General features: G+C 48.8%; 10 protein-coding genes. All 10 read right to left on the reverse strand.

Annotated elements, in window-relative coordinates; all coding sequences use genetic code 11:
- Positions 1-86: 86 nt before the first annotated feature.
- Entirely contained in the window at positions 87-1,262 is a 1,176-nt protein-coding gene (locus GGU45_RS00810; protein ID WP_435221131.1) for a FecR family protein, read from the reverse strand.
- Positions 1,263-1,370: 108 nt separating this feature from the next.
- Positions 1,371-1,847 carry an RNA polymerase sigma-70 factor gene (locus tag GGU45_RS00815; RefSeq protein ID WP_435222015.1) on the reverse strand — a complete coding sequence of 159 codons (477 nt, stop codon included), beginning with the start codon at positions 1,845-1,847 and terminating at the stop codon, positions 1,371-1,373.
- Positions 1,848-2,109: 262 nt separating this feature from the next.
- Positions 2,110-4,683 (reverse strand): alpha-amylase family protein, encoded by a 2,574-nt coding sequence (locus tag GGU45_RS00820; protein ID WP_435221133.1) that lies wholly within the window; start codon positions 4,681-4,683, stop codon positions 2,110-2,112.
- 16 nt (positions 4,684-4,699) lie between these two features.
- Positions 4,700-6,001: a GH36-type glycosyl hydrolase domain-containing protein gene (locus GGU45_RS00825; RefSeq protein WP_435221135.1), complete on the reverse strand. Its 1,302-nt coding sequence runs from the start codon at positions 5,999-6,001 to the stop codon at positions 4,700-4,702.
- Positions 6,002-6,108: 107 nt separating this feature from the next.
- On the reverse strand, positions 6,109-8,388 hold the full coding sequence (locus GGU45_RS00830; protein WP_435221137.1) for a hypothetical protein: 2,280 nt from the start codon (positions 8,386-8,388) through the stop codon (positions 6,109-6,111).
- Positions 8,389-8,662: 274 nt separating this feature from the next.
- Positions 8,663-10,942, reverse strand: coding sequence for a hypothetical protein (locus tag GGU45_RS00835; RefSeq protein WP_435221139.1), 2,280 nt, complete (start codon positions 10,940-10,942; stop codon positions 8,663-8,665).
- Positions 10,943-10,960: 18 nt separating this feature from the next.
- Positions 10,961-13,453, reverse strand: coding sequence for a hypothetical protein (locus GGU45_RS00840; protein ID WP_435221141.1), 2,493 nt, complete (start codon positions 13,451-13,453; stop codon positions 10,961-10,963).
- Positions 13,454-14,113: 660 nt separating this feature from the next.
- Positions 14,114-16,519: a hypothetical protein gene (locus GGU45_RS00845; protein WP_435221142.1), complete on the reverse strand. Its 2,406-nt coding sequence runs from the start codon at positions 16,517-16,519 to the stop codon at positions 14,114-14,116.
- Between the two features lie 430 nt (positions 16,520-16,949).
- The gene (locus GGU45_RS00850) at positions 16,950-18,308 is read right to left on the reverse strand and encodes a Gfo/Idh/MocA family protein (protein ID WP_435221144.1); all 1,359 of its coding nucleotides are present in this window, start codon (positions 18,306-18,308) and stop codon (positions 16,950-16,952) included.
- A gap of 356 nt (positions 18,309-18,664) precedes the next feature.
- A complete protein-coding gene (locus tag GGU45_RS00855) occupies positions 18,665-19,738 on the reverse strand; it encodes a DUF4998 domain-containing protein (protein WP_435221146.1) in 1,074 nt (357 codons plus the stop codon).
- Positions 19,739-19,749 lie beyond the last annotated feature (11 nt).

Genomic DNA, 19,749 nt, shown 5'->3' on the forward strand with positions numbered 1-19,749 from the left:
AGTATGGAGCAGATCAGCCCGAACAAGTTGCCGCTCCGTCTTCCACACGGGGCGGTTTTTTCAGGCTTATCATAACTTATTGTCCGTTATTGGAATACCGTTATATTCCTGTCTTCAATCTTAAATTGCATGCCCGCCAGTTTCAGCAGCCGCAATACCTGGGATACATTTTCCATGCGACTTACAATCCCCGAAAAATGTTTCCGGCTTTCCCGGCCCTTATACACCACATCCACATCATACCACCGGGCCACCTGGTTCATCACCTGCTTAATGTTTGCATTTTCAAAATAGAACAGGCCGTTTTTCCAGGCTATAGCCTCATCCGCATTGGCCCGTTGTTGCAGCGCTATGGGGCTAAACTCCTCCATACGGGCCTGCTGACCGGGCTTTATCTTTAAGGCGGAATGCTTGTTCATTACATTCACACTCCCTTCCAGCAAGGTAACCGCCACGGTTCCCATGTCCTTAAAGGCATTTACAACAAAATGGGTCCCCAATACCTCGGTGGTAGTACCTGCGGCGCTTACCGTAAATTTTTTTCCGTTCTGTTTTGCTACTTCAAAATAGGCCTCACCGGTTAGCCCCACGGCTCGTTCCCCATTGCCAAATGCCTCCGGGTATTGTACGGAGCTGCCGCTATTGAGCCAGATCTTCGTTCCATCCTGCAGCGTTACCTGTACTACCGGGCTGCCCCTGGGATTTACCAGCTTGTGGCTACCATTGCCGTTGCCACTGTACACGATGCTTCCATCTGCGTTCCGGTTTACCAGAACACCGTTGCGGTCCACGAGGGTTCCGGCTGCCGCCTGGTCCAGCGCAACCACCGTTCCGTCCTCCAGTATCAGGGCTGCTTTACTCAGCAATGGCGCTTTTATATCTGCCGTAACATCCGTCTGCCGCGCTGTTTCATGTTGTCCGGAATAGGGTTTCCGGTCGGCCAGCAGGTAAACAGCCACTCCTGCCAGGAGCAGCAGGCAAGCCGCTATCATCCATTTTTTAAAATCGATCCGCTTTAGTTTTTGCTCCGGAAACGGGTTAGCTGCTGGCGGGTGCAGGATACGGTCCATAATAGCGCCCCGCGCTTCAGGTGGCAAGCCGCTCGCTTCGGGCATCTCGCCCCATGCTTCATCCAGCAGAGCCCTGACCTCCTTTTCACGGGCGGGCTCCAGCACCAGGTTGAAAAGTTCCTGTTCCTCAGCCGAGGAACAGTCTCCTGCCAAAAACTTTTTAAATAGATATTTCAGTCTTTTCCCGGACATAGTCAAACATATCATTTACCGCTACAACTACTATGACACCTGAAAAGGTAAATGGTAGTAGAAAAAATAACTTTTTTTTAATAATGCGGTAACTTTTGGCTCATAGGGCTACAAAAAAATGACGCCGGCCATATAGATTACAATAACCTGGGCTCCTAATGAACCTGAAATCTCTTTGCGCAGGAAATGAAGTGCATTGGTCAGATGCTTTTTTACGGTAAACACCGATATGCCTAAACGGGCAGCGATCTCTTCATTTTTGAGACCTTCTCCCCGGCTCATTTCAAATACCTGCTGTTGCTGCGGCGTCAGCTTTTTTGCAAGCGTTTTGATTAAAACACGTATTTCCTTAGCCGCATAATTGTCCTCTATCTCATTACCGGATCCGGCAGTACCATATATCAGCTGCTCCTGAGCCAGTTTTCTAACGGCCAGGCTTCTGAATCCGTTAAAGGCCCTGTTATGCGCCATCCGGTACAGATAGGCACTGAGCTGCTGCACCGCGGGGAGCTGCTCTTTTTGCTGCCATATTTTCAGGAACACATCATGTACAATATCCTGGGCCGTTTCGTGGGAACCGGTCAGTTTCTAGAGGTAATTATAAAGTTTTCCGTGATATGCATCAAAAATCCGGCGAAAGGCCTGTTCATCTCCTGCAGCAATACCCAGCAATAGTTCTTTCTCATTATATAGTACGCCTACTGACACTGAATAGTACCTGTTTCTGATTCAGACAGCAAACTTACGTAAACCCGGCGCAATGTGCAAATCATTGGGGCTTTGTGGCCGTCCATCCTGCATGACCCCAACCCGGCTGTTTCCCAGGCAGCGATCTTATTGCGCGCCATCATTGGCGGGTTTTATAAAGCCGGACCGTTTGCCGCCGCGTATCCCTGCTCACCGGCAAACTGTTGCGCACATCCGCTGCGGGAGCTGTTACTTTTTGTTCGGCCAGTATAAAGGATTCAAAAGGCCCGCCGGTTTTTGCATACCGGATGCGGATGGCCTTTCCCGCAAAGGGTGCCAGATCATAGCCCGCCATATTCCAATCCGCTGCTTTACTGCTCTTCATTCCCGCAACAGCATAGCCGGCAAAATTATTGAGCCGCGCCCGCGCAGTTTTTTGTGGCGCCTGTTCCTTTTCTTCGATGGCAATGGCTGGCAGGGCCGGATGACCGATCACCAGCAATTCGCAGCGGCCCTTTATATCTGCGGGCACTGTCATCACGGTTTCTGCGGTATGCGCATCGTCCGCAGTGGTATGAAAAGAGATGGCGGCGGGAGGGCGGGTTTGATTGCCGGATACCGTTCCTTTTTCAAACACCCATACCATTGTTGCATAGCCCGGGATATTGATCGTAATATCTTTGCCCGACTCAAAGGTTACGGGGTACTCCTCTTCATAAGGATAGAGCACACGGGCTTTATATGGCTGACGGGCGGTACCATAAAATCCCATGGTACTGTTGAAAGGGATCCGGAGCGTTTGCGTGGCTGCCGAGGGATTACGTGCCGTAAGAATGGCCTGCGACCCGTTCCACCCAATATACCCATAGGCATTGCCTTCATCCGGCCGGCCGCCGGCAAACACGGTATTATTGAGCTCCTTTTCATATTGCCCTGCCCATTTTTGTACACCGGCCAACGCCTTCCACAGTTCCGGCCGCATGGCGTTTAAAGAAATATACCATTCTTTTAATAAGGTGCCCCTGCCGTAATGCATGATGATATAATCGGACCAGTCCTGCAACGGAATATCTTTTTCTGAAGCTGCTGTTTGCAGGATCCCGTGCGTCATCAGCCGCGATACCGGAACCAGCGGCCGGTCTTCGGGGTTGCCGAACATGCGCCAGATATAGGTATCCCTGTCCGTGGTGAACATAGCTTTGCGCGATAGCTCGGGGGTATTGCCATTGATACCATCGTCCCCGGCCAGCATCCACAAAAAATCGGCATACTGCAGCCACCAGGGAGAGAACCAGATCCAGTTGGTGAGGTTCTGGAAGATCTCCGGTTTTACCTTACGGGTGGCTGTAAGCACCTGCAGCGCCACATCCAGGTTGGCCTCATGTCCGTGGCGCTCTGTAGGCGGATGGTTGTTGCCCTCCCCTGCATCGCTGAGATCATTAAAGTCGTGTTTAAAATAAATCAGGTCGGCTTTCCGGGCCAGTTCCGGCACGCGCTGCAGGATCTCTTCTTTATACTTGGTGGCCGACAGGCTGTAATAGCGGCCATATTGGGAAAAGTATTTATTCCGCTTTGCTTCTGCATAGCCCCTGCCCACCCCCCAGTCGATATTGCTGGTGTAATTATTAATGGACAACCACAACCCAAGCCGGGTTCCTTCCGCTTTCAGTTTGCGACTCAGCGCTACCAGGTCTGCATCCCCATTGGGAAAGTATTTGGGTGAAGGCTTCCAGATACTGTTGCGATCCTGCCAGCCATCGTCCGGCACCATCCCATCAATCTTGATCCCGTAAGGTGCTATGATGGCTTTATATTTTTTGTATACTTCTACAAACCGATCGTCCCGCAGGTCCTTGGCCGATGCATCAAACCAGTTATTGTAGTTTACAAAGGACCGGGGCTTTTTCCAGATCGTTTCCAGGTAGCGCATAAAAGCCCGGGTAATATCCATGCCACCTGCGGCAAAACCGGTAACAGCTGTTTTGCTCTGAATTTCATAATGCCGTCCGGCAGCAACAGCGTAGCCGGGAAAGTGCATCAGCCGCACCATGCCCGCTGCTCCCTGTGGTTCCACATCCCTTTCCTCCAGGTCTATAAAACTATAATTACCTACAGCATCATAATAGCGTCCGTAGCTTTTGGGCGTATTGCCATCCTTGCAGCGCGTATAGCCTGCCGGATATTCGAGCCCCGTAAACCATTGTTCGTTGATAAACACCGGCTCTCCCCGTCCCCCACCGCGCTGTGCATCGCCGTTTGTGAAACGCTCCACTTCCAGCCGGTCCACCGTTGCGGGCGCGTCATAAAACAACTGTATCCTTTTGCGGATAAAGGGTTCTCCTTTTACGGCAAAATAGGTCAGCTGCAGGCTGGCCGGACAGGCAGCATTGGCCTTTGCCAATTGCAGGGGCCGGTACCGGATATCGCAAAAAACGGTATCTTTTTTAACGTATTGCCGCGGCTTTTCCGTGGCTGTGAAATCGCCGATGGAAAGCCCTTCATTGCTGTTCATGGGCAGTATGAAGAACTCCTCACTTTTTACAGACAATACCCTACTCCCGTTGGCGCCCAGGAATGCCGAGGTGCGCCACACGTTACCATCAAACTGAAGTACCCGCTGTACCTGGTCGTTTTTTATGCGCAGGTCCCGGATAACCTCTATCTTTTGCGCTGAACAAAAACTGCTTATAAAAACGCCGGTTATCAACCCAAAAAACGCAACTCTTTTTTTCATTTATATACAATCTGAATTATCGGTTATTTTTTAATGCCCATGTGCGCAACATGGTGATCGCCTTTGCCAGCACACCTGCACTCCCCCTGAAGTCGGCACTGCCCTGTGGTTTTCCATCTACACTATACCATTCATAAAATCGTTTATTCCGGATCACGCGGTTGATCATGGGTTGCATTTCATCATAAGCCTCCTGTACAAAACCATGAGCAATCAATTGCTGGATCATACGGCCGCCAAACCAGGTCCAGTCGCCACCATTCTGGTAAATATAAGGCTTTGAAGCGTTGGAGCCTTTATAGATCCCCTCCGGATAAGGCGGATACAGGGTAAGGCCAATGGAGGGTGCTCCTGAAAGCTTTACATTTTTTAGCATTTGGGCATTGGCCGATCTGATCTCTTCCCCGGATAAAAGTCCCGCCTCAATAGCCACCGCCGTACCCCCGTGAAAAAAAATCTTATTTTCATCAAACCCCGGAGGAAAGGGGCTATTCTTAATATAAAGGTGCGGAATGAATTTATGCCGCCGGCTATCCCAGAGATATTTGCGGATGTTGCTGCGGGTCTGTTCTTTTAAGCGGCTCCATTTATTTTTTTCTGCCGCTGTAGTGGAAAATGCAACCAGGTTGTCGAGCGCCAGTACAAACATAGCGTTATCGTATACATCCACGGTCCAATGCGTATTGGAGTCCACATCAACCGTTGCGCCCCCTTCAATCTGTACATCGCCCCAGTCCTGCGTGGTGGCTCCCGTCAGCAACCCGTACCGGGCAGCATACCGGTGTTTCACCAGGTAATCAACAGATGCTTTCATGCGTTCCCAAACCGTTCTCCTCCCGATCATTTCCTGTAAAACAGCCGTGTCGCCGGTTATGCGGATATACTTCCCAAAAGCCTGGATCAGTGATGTTTCCTGGTCCGTTTCTACCGTGTTTTTAAACCCTACATGCAGCGGATCCATTTCCGTGGTATAAATATTGGGATCGTTCCAGGTTACATGCCCTTTTAGTACGTACCCATCAACAATTTCCCCGTTGGGCTGCTGAAGCTCATAAAAGGTAAGCAGGTATTTACGGATACTGTCAACAGGATACACTTTGCAGGAAGTTTCAATAAATGTGTTGAGATCCCTTATCCAAACCTGGGGATATCCATCCCCTGCGGCAAAGCCCCGGGCCAGTAAAGATCCGGCCATTGCGCTTACCGTATCCAGCCGGCTATCGGCAAGGATCTTTTTTGCAAGCAACTGTTTATTTTGTGCGCCGGCCACTCCGGTATACAAAAAAGCCGCGGCTATAAGCCATCTGTAAATGATCATACCAATAATTTATGCGGTCCTGTACGGTTATGTAGCCATCGCGGCTCCCAAACACGATACCATGAACGGTCCCGCCGGAACATAAAATTCAATATCCCCTGCATTCATCAATACCCCTTCGCCCTTTTCAAAACAATGGGCTGTTTTTTTGCCCCATCAATCATCTCGTATAAAGTCCAGGTATCTTTATCCGCCCCTGCAACCAGCCTCCAGCTTTTAGCAGGGTTGCGCAGCTGCTGCTTCAGCCAGCCGGGAAATGCATTGGCCGTACGCGCTGCCTCCCAGGTGCGGATCGCTTCAAAAATGGCATATTTTTGGGGACAGCTCTCCACATCTTTTTGCCCGATCTTTAAAGCATAGGTAACGCCATAACCAATAGCCGTGGCCTCAATATGCTCGTATTGCTCTACGGTAGAATTGGCCCTGATCGGAAAGTTACCTCCAAAAGAAGACGGGAAGAAATTTGCAAAGGTTACATCCCGTAAATCTTTTCCCTGGCTGGTGGTACTTCCCCAGACGCGCAGGTCCGCATCATATATATTCTTGCCTCCGCCCACATTCCAGATGCTTTGGTAGTGCCAGGATCCCTCCGAAAGGGTTGCCCCGGTAAAACGGATATCCGGCAGGTTGTATTTTTTTGCCTGCGCAAATACATTACGAAAAAAACGTTTTACCGAATAAGCGCCAAAACCGTTGTGAAACAGGAATTCCTGACCATCCAGATCAAACATACCCAAACCACTGTGAGCTGCAATATCCGCATAATGACGGGCAATTTCATCCTGTAATTCCAAACCGGGCACCAATCCCTGATAGGAGCCTCCCACCGTTACCTGCAATTTATCAACCGCATCTCCCTTTGAATGGGCAACCGGCCTGGTGTTCCAGTAACCGCGGGTAACCTTTAAGAGGCGATACGGTTTTTGGGAGGATACACCCAGATAATGAATGAGCTCTTTCCCGATCTTGACCATATTCAATTCCCTGGTATGCCCTTCCCAACAGGCAATTTCTTCCATGTGTGTGGGATCATCAATATAAATAAGCGTATCTGCAGCCGTTAAGGATGCCGTCAAAAAGCGGCGGTGCTGAATGCAAATACTGTCCGATGGAACAGGGCTGGCATCTTTGGTACCCGGTGCCAGGGAATTGGTAATACTGGTTCTTCCCAATATCAAACCATCTTTTGCCAGTACATCTGCATACTCCCTGTGTGAAAGATTGCCCGTGGTTAAACGAAATGGCTTCCGTTCATTGGCCGGCCCATCCAGATAGCCGCCGTTTCCGCGATCCGGCTTTAAAAAGGGATGATCATAAGCATGAATAACATACAGACCCATCTGTTTGGCGTAAGAAGCCATACTGTCATATTGATTGCCGTAGGTGGTCATATCCGGTTTGAAAGCTGTGGGGTCTTTTACCCACCGGCCCTTAAAAACAGGATGCGGCAATCCTTCTTTCAAAACAATATCCTGTATTACATCCATCAATGCAATACTGTCCGGACTTCCCCATAGTGCGATGGAAGACCCGATATAGTCTACCCCGGGCACATCCTGGCGCATCAGATGGTTGGGCTCATTATTAGCCATTATCGGAACCCCTTCAGGAGAAAAAATCATTTTGCCTTTGCGCCTGTCGCGCGAGCAATAACGGATATTGATGCGTCCGTTATAATCCACTCCCGCAGTATTTCCATAGAGGGTGCGGTAGTACGACTCCTTCCGGTTGTAAAACGCTACATCATTAATCCCATCGCCACCCCAGGTAGACTGCTGTCCCTCGTGCATCTCAAGAGGCAACGGATGGTTCACCGGGTCCGGCGAATGTACAATATAGCCGCCAGCTCCCGTTTCCGATGTATAGCGCGCTTCACCGCCAATGGTATTATCGTTCAGCGCCAGGGCGCCGATTGCGTAAGAAACGGCGGCAGACGTATCTCTTGCCACACCGATCATTTCGCCCAGGAGATTGCTGATGGAGGTATAATAATTGCCCCATTGGATGGCGCCAATACCATTACGGGGCGCCAGCGCCGCCAATTTCAATTTAATATATTTCCCTTTTTCTTCCAGCTGCACGGTGGCAACCGATCCGTTTGCATACTCCAGCCGGAGCTCCCCTGTACGCTTATTATAACCCGCTTTTTGCGGATAATAACTGCGTTTCATTTCCTCATCATAAAGCGACAACAATGGAGAGGGCTGATCAGCAGGGCTAAACTCGCGGGCAGGCTTTACCGTGGTGTTTTTCATACTGGTGATATAGCCCTTATTATTGATGTGAATATTAAAATAATGGGTTTTAAAATTCCACTGGGCAAAAAGAGGCTGCGCTGCCAATACCAATATTGCCGGGAGTAAAATCCCTTTAAGTAACCGTTTCATTTTTTGTCTGTATTATAAAGTTATTTGAACTTTTTGAAGCCGTTTACAAATAGAAGGATTAAAAACCATTAAGGCATTAAGAATAGTTTAGTAGCCGTAGCTCTTAATGATTCTTAACTTCTTAATGGTTTTTGAGGGCCTTAATGATTGTTATACGGAATTTTAATAATGAAAATTTAAACAGCTTCTGAGCCCCCTTTGTATTTCCTTCAGATCACCACGGATCCCCTGCGCAGATCCTGATTCTATAAAAAGTTTAAACAATTTCATTGAATTAATACCCCTTTGCTCTTTTTAACAGAATGGATCTTGTTTTATTTCCGTTAATCATCTGGTATAAAGTCCAGGTATTTTTATCAGCGCCGGCTTCGAGCCGCCAGCTTTTAGCCGGGTCTGAAAGGAGTGTTTTTACCCAGCGCGGAAAGGCATTGGCCGCCCGTGCATCTTCCCAGGTACGGATCACACTGAAGATCGCTTCCTTTTGCGGACAGCTCTCTACATCTTTCTGGTTCAGCCTCAGGCTATAGGTGGTACCCACGCCCACCGAAATAGCCTGCACGTGCTCATATTGTTCTACCGTTGAATTTTTCCCGATCGGGAAATTACCGCCCATACCCACCGGGAAAAAATTGGCATAGGTCACATCCCGCAGGTCCTTGCCCTGGCTGGTGGTGCTCCCCCATTCCCTTGTGTCCACATCATAAAGATTTTTGCCGCCGCCTACATTCCAGATGCTCTGGTAATGCCAGGAGCCTTCTGAAAGGGTTGCCCCCGTAAAACGGATATAGGGTACCCCCAGCGCCTTTGCCCGTTCAAACATTTTATGAAAGAACCGTTTTGTTGAATAATACCCATGGCCGTTATTAAACAGGAATTCCTGACCGTCAAAATCGTAATAAGCCAGCCCGTTTATTTTGCATACATCGGCATAGTGCTTTGCAATTTCATCCTGCAGCTGCATATTGGGAATAATACCATCGTAACCATAGTTAACCGTTACCTGGAGCTTGTAGATCGTATCTCCTGCCGGGTGATCTGCCGGCGTTGTTTTCCAGTACCCGCGTTGTACATTCAGCAGCCGGTAGGGCGGCTTGTCCGAAACGCCTAAATAATGGATCAGCTCCTTTCCTATTTTGATCATATTGAGGTTGGCGCAATGCCCTTCCCAGCTGGCGATCTCTTCAAGATACCGGGGATCATCCACAATGATCATCGTATCCGTTGCATTGATGCTCTTTGCAAGCAGCCGCTTTTGCTGGTAACAGAGGCTATCGCTGGGTACCGGGCTGGCGTCCATGGTGCCGGGGGCCAGTGAATTCGTAATGGGCGTTCGCCCGATGATGATCCCCTTTTTTGCCGCCAGTTCGGAAAAGGCTTTGTGCGACAGGTTGCCACTGGTCATTCTTATCGGCTTCCGCTCAAAATGCTTCCCGTCGATATACCCTTCATTTCCCCGATTGGGCCTTAAAAAACCCTGGTCGTACAAGCTGATGGCCTTAAAGCCCAGCCGGCTGGTATAGGAGATGATGCTATCGTTGAGGTTCCCGGCGGTGAGCGCATCCGGAACAAAGGCAGCCGGATCTTTGACCCATTTGCCATTGATAGTTGGGTAGGGCAGTTTTTCTGCTAATACGATATTTTGTACCACATCCATCAGTGCCGTACTATCCGGGCTGCCCCATAAGGCCACGGAAGAGCCGATATAATCCACTCCCGGCAGGGGCTGCACATCAATATGATTGGGAATATTAGCCGCCATGTGCGGGATCAGCGAAAAAAACACTTCGCGTTTTCCGGAACGGTCCCTGGATTGATAGGATACCGAAATCCGGCCTGCTTTATCGATCTGCGCTGCATCACCATACAGGATCCGGTACCAGGGTTCTTTATGCGCATAGAAGGCTACATCGCTGATGCCATTGCCACCCAGGCTAAAGACCTGCCCTTCGTGCAGGGAGTCGGGCAGCGGAAAGCGTTTGGCATCTGGTGTGTGAATGATGTACTGAAAAGGAGCCGCATCTCCCACTGTGGTGGCCAGTCCACCCAGGGTATTATCGTTGAGCGCCAGCATTCCGATGGCATAATTTACCGCAGCGCTGGTATCCCTTGCCACACCAATAATCTCCCCCATCAGGTTGGTGATATTGGTATGATAGGATCCCCACTGGATGGCCTCGATCCCCTCCCGCTTTGAAAGCGAAAGCAATTGCAGCCTGAAATATTTTTGCTGCGGTGCTATCCGGATACGCGCTACCGACCCGTTGGTATAAGTCAGCGTTAGTACCTTCTCCGCTGCTTTATACGATGCCTTTACCGGTTCATAATAGATTTTTCCGGCGCCGTCATATAACTGCATCAGCGGCGAGGGCCGGTCTGCCGGACTAAATTCGCGCTGGGGACTAACCGTACTGTTTTTCATGCTGGTAATAAAGCCGCGGTTACTGATCCGGATCTTAAAATAATCGGTTTTAAAATCCCATTGGGCGCAAAGATGCAATGTGGTTAACGCCAGTGCGCCTGAAAACAAAATCCGTTTTAAATAATGTCGGTCCATTTGATACAATTTTCTTTTTTAGCGGCTCACTATTTCTGCGGCGCCTGCTGATTTAAATTCAATTTCCAACTTAGGCGCTGTAGCGCTGCTGAATGCGGCCGCAACCTGTACTTCATTATTGTTCTTTTCCAAAACAGGGATGCTTCCGCTATTCAGCTCTTTTATTTTGTTCCAGTTGTTATCGCATTGGTAAATCTTTTTACCATCGCAATAGATCCGTTCTCCGGCCCTGAGTTCCACATCAAGCGTGAGGGTCTGATAGCCATTAACCTTTAACCGGATCTGAGAGACAGTTGCACCGGGATCATTTTGAACCGGTACAGCTGTTATATAAAACCGGAGCGACTGTTTTTCGAATGGATTCACCACCTGGAAGCTGCTTTCCAAAGGCTCGCCTGTTTGTACCTCCCGGTACTGATGCTGAAAGCCCCGGCTTAGCTTTATGGGATAAAGCGCCCAGCTTTTTTCCGTTTGCCGTTCGAGATGAAATTCATTTTTAGGATCTTTCATCCGCTCCCGCTGCTGTGCCGAAAAAACATTGGCATCTCTTGCTTCCTGCCATTCCCGGATGGCGCTAAACAGCTGATCCCTGAAGCCGCTTTTTTCAACGCTTCCATCAATCCGCATTAGGTAGCCGGCATTAAACCCGGCGCTTCTTGCCTGTATCCATTCGATCTCCTCGGGCCGGTAATTGGGCGTCATGGAAAACCAGCCCAGCATTCCCGGCATCAGGTTGCGGTCAAAATACCGCTGATTTTCTATACGATAGTTTACCTGGCTTTCCCGGAGCGCATTGTACCAGGGCTCTCCCCAGTTCATAAACGAGAGAATATGCCAGGAGTAATGAAATGCTCCCGCTCCGCAGTTGAGGCGGTAACGGTCCAGATTTTTGTACCAGGTATCAATAAAAAGCCCGGCGGCATAAAGATCGTGCCCTGTTGGTGAAGCCGCTCCATGCGGAAAGCCGTCAAAATCCATGAGGTCGATCCCCGTTTCATTACATACTTCTGCCAGTCGTTTTGCATATTGCTGCTGAAGATGTATATCCGGATAAAATCCGCTGTACACGTTATTGGTCAGCTTATCGATCGCATCGCCCTGCCCATGGGTACTCACCGTTGTTCCAAACGCGCCCCGCTGACAATCGAGCAACCGCCAGGGCGCTTCAGAAGAAACGCTGCGGTAATTGATCAGCTCTTTCCCGATCTTTACCGTACGCGTTCTGCCGGCATACCGGAAATAGACCGGGTCATCAATATAAATTTCCCTGCCGGTTTTATCCAATGCCTTTGATAACCGGCTGCTGCCTGTTTTGCAAAGGCTGTCGCTGGGGACAGGAGTAATATACGGGTCGTTGGCGGAAGTGAACATCGTAAGGGTGTGTACCCCCAACCCGATCCCCTGCCCGCGCGCAAAATCCGTTGCCTTTTTGATATCCGCCGCCCCGCCCGGAAAGCGTTTTGTTTTAAGTCCGAAATGCCCCCATGATTCAAAAAAATCGCCCAGATGAATCAACTTAAATCCTGCTTCCTTTGCATACTGAATACTTTTATACGGATCTCCCTCATTGAGCAGATAGGCCTGGCCCGGTACTTTCGACCGTTTGATCCAAACGCCATCGAGCTCAGGGTGGGGCAGCTTTTCAGCCAATTCAATTTTCTCAATAACATCCAGGGTAACCGGCTCGGGGCATCCGAACAGGGCAATGGCTGATCCTGTAAAATCCACATCAATGGGTTCTACATATTGTTTATGCATATCCGGCCCCTCCCATACGGGTATGACGCGCGCTTTCCTGTAATCCCTCGAAAAAAAGCGCAGCTCACTGCCATAGTCTTTTTTTACCGCAGCTGTTCCCCGGTAAAACCGGACGTACTCCGGCATATCGCCGGTTTTATTGACATCTACCCTGATCTTTTTACCAATCATTGCTTTTACCGAGTCCGGTACCTGCTGCCCCGGAAGCGGATGAATAAAAAAGCCCCCTGCATCATCACCTGCCGGCAGGCCTTCCAGTGTTTTAATATTTAAGGCCTGGATGCCGATCGCATACTCACGATCCCGTACTACGCCAATGGTTTCCCCAATCTTTTCATCAATAGTAGTGGCATAAGGCCCCCACTGGATCGCTTCGATCCCTTCCCGTTTTGAAAGGGACAGCAATTCGAGCCTGAAATATTTTTGCTGCAGCGCCATCCGGATACGTGCCACGGAGCCGTTGGGATAAGTTAACGTTAGTACCTTCTCCGTTGCTTTATACGATGCCTTTACCGGTTCATAATAGATTTTTTTGGCGCCGTCATATAACTGCATCAGCGGCGATGGCTGGTTTGCAGGGCTGAATTCACGATGCGTACCGGCCGCATTATTGCTCATGCTGGTAATAAAGCCCTTGTTGCTGATCCGGATCTTAAAATAATCGGTTTTAAAATCCCACTGAGCACAAAGATGCGATGTGGTCAGCGCCAGCAGTCCGAAGAACAAGATCCTCATTAATGGATTTCGGTTCATTTGATGCAGTTTTTTATATACAATGTCTGAAGTTATTTCAACTTCCCCTAAAAGTGGGGGGCCGATGTTCCTGCTTTTGCAATCATTTCGGGCATAAAGATGCCGAAAGGAGCCGGAATGAACATCATTTATATTGACAAGCCCTGATGTTTTTTTTGCAGGGCAGTTTCAAGCTTGTTTGTAAACTGTAATTTATCCAGGTTTCCGAACTATAGCCGGGGAGGAGATCCACCTATTATCATCACTTGTATACTGCCAACCGATATACAAACGATACAGCCAGGATACAGCCAGGATACAGCCAGGATACAGAACGGATACAGAATGGATACAGAAAGGATACAGAAAACATGCATTTTGAGGTCAGGAGGGGTCAGAAGAGATCACAAGGGATCAGAAGGGATCAAAAAAATGAAACAGCGCTTTAATTCCCCAACTTTATGTAATTAAACAATATTGATGCATTTTAAAAATTTAAAACTATGGGAAGCGTTACCCAATTCATTTTAAGTGGCGCATCCGGCCGTACAGGGCGCGTTGTTATTGCCATGGAAAGTATTCAACTTTCCGGCTGCGATATCGTCATCAATTACGCAACCCTGTTTATTTCAAAATGCCTCCGGCAATTGATCAAATTTCATCACAGAATGTATCCATTCATTACGGCTTGCTTATTTTTTCAGGGGTCATCCGGGTGTTGTACCTTACAACCACATCGGGTTTGGAGTCCCCTGCCACCTCACATGCAAAGGACACGCCGGATGCGCCTTTGGGCAACAGGGCCTTGCCCTGAACATGCAGTTCCGACAGTAGTTTATAATTTTGATCCGTTAGGGTGGCCCTGCCCTGGTGATCGAGCAGGATGTACTGGTTGGCCTCCAGCTTGCCTTCGATCTTTACCACTCCCAGGGGCGTGGTAAAAGAGGGATTGGCAATGGCCCCTTCGCCTTCCACCTTTATCCGCAGTGCAAAGCTGCTTTCTTCGGGGCTTTTCCAGGACCAGTCGGCCCCGCCCGGCTGCCCGGGCTGCATCTCCGATAAATTGCAACGGAACCGTTCAGAAATAAACAGGGGGTACAACAGGAAATTTTTATCATCCTTTTTTTCAAGATGCCATTCTGTTTCGGGGTCCTTCAACCGCTTCTTTTGATCGTCTGTAAATACATTGGCATAGCGCAATGCATCCCAGTTCTTCATCGCTTCCAGCAACTGGTCGATCTGCCCGTGGTTCTTCAATGTTTTCATATTGATGCTCATTGCATATCCGGCATCAAAACCCGCGGACTCCGACAGGGCCCATTCCAGGTCCTCAAGGGAAGTGGCTTCAAAATTACGTTCCGCCAATCTTACCAGGAACCATCCCAGCATCCGCGGAAACAGGTTCCTCCTGAAGTACTCCTGGTTCTTGATCCGGCTGGCCACCTGCCCCTTACGCATTTCTTCACCCCAGGGCTCGCCCCAGTTCATCCTTGTATGAATGTGCCAGAGATAATGATCCAGACGGCTGGCATCATTAATAATATCCGCTTTGTCCTGAAGCCCGTTGTAATATTGGGTTACAAACCGCGCCGTGGCATAGTAATCCTGACCGGTATACATACAGCCTTCGAGACCGTCAAAAGAGATTTGTTTAATCCCTGTTTTATTAAAAACATCAGCAAGGCGATGCGCAAATTCATCCTGCAATTCAAGGTCGGGAAACAGGGTCCGGTACGGATAGTCCCATAACTTGTATAGAGGTTCATTTTTTTCATGCCGGGCTTTCTGTGTGCCAAATGCGCCCCGGGTACAGCCGGTAAGTATGACCCGGCCGTCTTTATTTTCCGCCTTTCCAAAAGTGATCAGCTCATTGCCGATCTGCAGGGCGTTTAAAGTAAGAGGCACTGAAAACAGGTCAGAAGCTTCGACCTCCAGTGTTGTTTGTATATCATCGATACTGCCCGTAAGGTTTAACAGCCCCTGTTTGAGCAGCTTTTTACTGGGAACCGGCGTTACATAAGCATCATTGGTGGTTAAAAAGTTGGACAGGGTATGCACGCCGATTTTGATCCCTTTTTTTGAAGCTCTTTCTGCAATCGCTTTCATGCCGGCATCACCTTCTTTTGTTAAGGAAGGATTCCACTCAAAATGCCCCCAGGTTCTGAACGGATCGGGATGGTACAGGGTCCGGAATCCTGCACGCTGTGTTTTATCCAGGACAAAATCAAGATCCGGTTCCGAAAAATTGGTAATCAGGTAAGAGCGCATGGCTCCCCTCGACACTTTGCCCCATTCCCCCTCGATCATCGGATGCGGCAGTCCCTGCTCGGTTTCTACTTTGCCGATCCGGTCCAGGATCCGGCTGCGCCGGTCTCCGAACAGTGCAATTCTGGCGCCCGCAATAGCACCTTCAGTGCCGCTCACCGGAAGCACCAGGGCTTTTTCGACCTGGTTTACCTTTCGGTACTCCTGCTCAGAACGGTTCCGGGCCGATAACTGAAATACGGCGCCTTCCTTTGTATCGGCTACCGCAAAATGGAAATAGGGGGTGCTCGAAACCGAGAGGTCTGTATTGCTGCCGGCATAGCTAAACCGGGAGCCATAGGCCGCCGCATATTCCTGCGGAATGCCGCCATTGGTCTTTATATTCAGCGCCTGCATGGCAAAAGCAATATCTCCCCCCTGGGCAACCCCTACCACTTCCCCCACCACTTCATGAGGTGCTACTTTTACCGGGCCAAATACAACCGCTTTATAACTGCTGCTGATCTTACTGACTTCGTATGTAATGGCCTGCGGTTGCTGCCTTACCAGCAGCTCAATTACCTGCTGATCCTCCATGGTCACCAGGAATTTATCACCACTTGCCTTCAATGCCTTTGGGAGCAGGATCTGCCCGTTCTTTACAGCCGATATCAGGGGGTATGCGCCCTCGCCGATAATTTCCTTTCCTTCCACTTTGATAGAAGTGTAAAACCCCTTGTCATTAATAACAATGGCAGTGGAAGCTGTTTTCAACTCCACCGCATGGATCCACTGACTGCATAAAATAAAGACCAGGCTCAATACCCATTTGCTACCATTCATATTCCTTTAATTAAGTGATCAATTTACGTTGTTAAACTACGGTTTTATTTTGTTATTTCTGCCACGAATAAAATAGGGCGCATAACATTTTTCGTAATCCTTTTTTTACCGCAAAGTACGCAACGAATGCACAATACCCGTAACGGCGGGCTACTATTAAATATCTTTGCGAACCTCGCGTATTCCTGGCGCACCTTGCGGCTAAAGCCCGACTCCAAGAAAAATGCTTCAAACATCGGCATTTGTGTTCCTTTTTTTGCCGCAAAGTACGCAACGAATGCGCAATACCCGTAACGGCGGGCTACTATTAAATATCTTTGCGAACCTCGCGTATTCCTGGCGCACCTTGCGGTTAAAGCCTGACTCCAAACAAGTTTGTAAGAATGTTATGCACCCATAAAACAGATCAGTACCGGCATGGGATTAAATCCTAAAGTTCCGGCGCCTCCCAGCCCTTCCGGTATCGTCTTTTTATATATGCATTTGCTGCGGGGTAACTGGGGAACTGCATTTTAGCGGCATCCCACTCCAGCAGGGTATCCGGCACCCGGATGGCAATAGTCCCTAATAATATGGCCTCCGTCATTGGGCCCGTTTGTGCAAAATAAGATTCATTGTGCACCCGTCTTAAACAGGCATCTACAAAATGATGGTAGTGGTTACGGTCTTCCAACATTGGAGGTGATTGATCTTTAAACTGATTTTCCGGTAACAATACCGGCATTAACTGATGAGGGATCAGTAATGCGCCTTTTGTACCCACCAACAGGGCACACTCTTCGGGGTATTTTCCGTTATACAATTGCTGTACTTCAAGGGGTGGGTAAAATTGCCCGTCGAACCACTCGATCTGCAGGGTTTCCTTTTCCGTCAATTCATTGCCGGGAAATTGCCAGGTAATATGGTTTCCCTGCGGCCAGGTATCGGCCCGCCTTGCGGGGCTTTTTTGCCAGGATGGCTGCACTTCAGCTTTTACCGAAAGCGGAGCTTTAAGCCCCAACCCTTTCCATACGGCGTCAAAAATATGGCAACCGATATCGCCGGACCATCCTGTTCCAAAGTCCTGCCAGGAGCGCCATTTAGCAGGATGATAGATGTCTGCCGCATAAGGGCGCATGGGCGCTGTCCCAATCCATACCTCCCAGTTTACACCCTCCGGCACAGGGGTGGCTGATGATGGTCTTGGCCCCTCAATCCGGTAGGCCTCAATACCACTTCTGTTGGAACAGAGGTACACTTTTTGTACCTTTCCAATGAGCCCTTTTTTAATCCACTGAACGGCGGTCCGGTCGCCTTTACCAGATGCATACTGCGTTCCCAACTGTGTTACAACTCCTTTTTTTACCGATGCCCTGGTAAGTGCGCGAACTTCCGCCACATCATGACAGAGGGGTTTTTGACAATACACATGCTTACCCAGCTTTATGGCATTTATCGCAATGATATAATGATTATGATCAGGAACGGATACGTTTACAGAATCGAAGTGGTGTTTTTCTTTTGCAAAAAGCACCCTCCAGTCGTTATAAGTACGCGCTTCCGGAAACAGTTCGGCAGCCTTTTTTAAATTTGCCGCATCGGTATCGCACAGTGCAACAATCATCACATCCGGATGTTGCTTAAAATTTTGCAGGTCGCCCCAACCCATACCGCCTACACCGATGCACACATGCTTTAGCTTTGTGCCCGGCCAGCGGAGACCTGTGAGGTCGCCCACTACTAATGGAAGCGATAATGCGGTAGCTGAAGACAGAAACGATCTCCTGGAAACGGTACTTTTTTGGGCCATAGTATATTCATTTTATGCTACAGAAATAATTTGTTTAACCTCTCCCGCTGATTTTGGGCAGATTCAATATACCGCTGATTCCCGCTGATTGATTTTCTGTGATCCCGAAGGTTCGGGACTGCGCAAAAAATTGGCGTAAATCTGCGGGAAATACAATTACTTTTATTCATCATTGAAGTTTAAACAACTTCATTAAAAGAATGCAAACATATCACAATAAAGTTCATTTAAAAACCGCAAACCAACCGATACAGTTTTGACAATATCTGATGCTTTTTTGCTCATAAAAAGGGGCTGCGCAAAAGCGCAACCCCTGTGCAATTCAAACAAATTGCCTTGCCTATTCGAAAATGTTCCTATTTCATCGTCATCACCTCATCAAAGGAAGTACGGTGCGCATCCTTTTCATTCATCCAGTATTTCACCTTCAGGACTTTGGTTGCGGGATCAAATTTATTGATGCCGGAGGGATCCAGCTCGCCGGCGCGGTTATTGCCCGAAGGCTGGCCATATTTATTGACAACGCTGATGACATTGTATTGGTCATCCAGATTAAATACCACCCCAAACTGACCGTAGTTAGAATTGCTGGTTCCACTTTTAATCCAGTGGTACACGTCCTTTGTATAATCCTCATCATAGAGTTCCAGTGTTCTGGGGCCCACCTGGCGCAGGGTCACGTTCCAGGGGTAGGCGCCGGTTAACGATGCACTGGTAACATCCACCATGGTGCCCGTACATACATAGCGGCCTGCGGCCAGGCTCATCGTTTCTGTTTTTTGCGCATAAAAAGTGTCGATCCCTTTTACCGGCACATAAGCCGTTCTCAGGTCTACCGATGCTGCCAGCGGATCGATATCCACCAATGTATCCATTAATGCCGCCATGTTGGCGATCTTTTTCTGCACCAGCTGGCCGCCAATGTTCCGATAGGTTACCACGGTAAATTTGCAGGTGGTATCCACAGAAACAAAAGCAAGCGACATGCCTTTTCTGCTGTTGGTGACTGTAACGCTCCGGGTAAACAGCTGCCCTTCATAATTAGCGCCCAATGAGGGACCAGAGATCAATGCAGAAGCCGGGGTAGAACTGTTGCCATCTTTATCCATTGCTACAATTTCAAATGTATAATCCTGTTCCGTAAGGTTGGTCACCATTACTTTCTGTATGGTACTGCTTTTGTCGGCCGGTACTTCCAGGCTTTTATTCTTGTTATTCCAATAAATAATATACTTAACAATATTGGGATCTTTTGATTGGGTAAACTGCAGTTCTACCCTTCCCCTTCCCGGATGCGCTTCCAGTTTGTAAGGGGTTCCTATGTAAATAATCTCCCCATCCTTTAAATAAGGAGCGTATTCATGATCCATCTTGGTGCAGGAGCATAGCACCAGAAGGGTACAAATGACTGCAAAATATTTATAATTCATATACTGATTTT

It is taken from the genome of Niabella hirudinis (genome assembly GCF_051201075.1).
GTDB lineage: Bacteria > Bacteroidota > Bacteroidia > Chitinophagales > Chitinophagaceae > Niabella > Niabella hirudinis.

What these genes read in the sequence shown, in the direction of transcription:
- GGU45_RS00845 (WP_435221142.1), bottom strand. Translation starts at nt 16,519, where the DNA reads ATGAATGGTAGCAAATGGGTATTGAGCCTGGTCTTTATTTTATGCAGT.
- GGU45_RS00810 (WP_435221131.1), bottom strand. Translation starts at nt 1,262, where the DNA reads ATGTCCGGGAAAAGACTGAAATATCTATTTAAAAAGTTTTTGGCAGGA.
- GGU45_RS00855 (WP_435221146.1), bottom strand. Translation starts at nt 19,738, where the DNA reads ATGAATTATAAATATTTTGCAGTCATTTGTACCCTTCTGGTGCTATGC.
- GGU45_RS00820 (WP_435221133.1), bottom strand. Translation starts at nt 4,683, where the DNA reads ATGAAAAAAAGAGTTGCGTTTTTTGGGTTGATAACCGGCGTTTTTATA.
- GGU45_RS00825 (WP_435221135.1), bottom strand. Translation starts at nt 6,001, where the DNA reads ATGATCATTTACAGATGGCTTATAGCCGCGGCTTTTTTGTATACCGGA.
- GGU45_RS00840 (WP_435221141.1), bottom strand. Translation starts at nt 13,453, where the DNA reads ATGAACCGAAATCCATTAATGAGGATCTTGTTCTTCGGACTGCTGGCG.
- GGU45_RS00835 (WP_435221139.1), bottom strand. Translation starts at nt 10,942, where the DNA reads ATGGACCGACATTATTTAAAACGGATTTTGTTTTCAGGCGCACTGGCG.
- GGU45_RS00850 (WP_435221144.1), bottom strand. Translation starts at nt 18,308, where the DNA reads ATGGCCCAAAAAAGTACCGTTTCCAGGAGATCGTTTCTGTCTTCAGCT.
- GGU45_RS00830 (WP_435221137.1), bottom strand. Translation starts at nt 8,388, where the DNA reads ATGAAACGGTTACTTAAAGGGATTTTACTCCCGGCAATATTGGTATTG.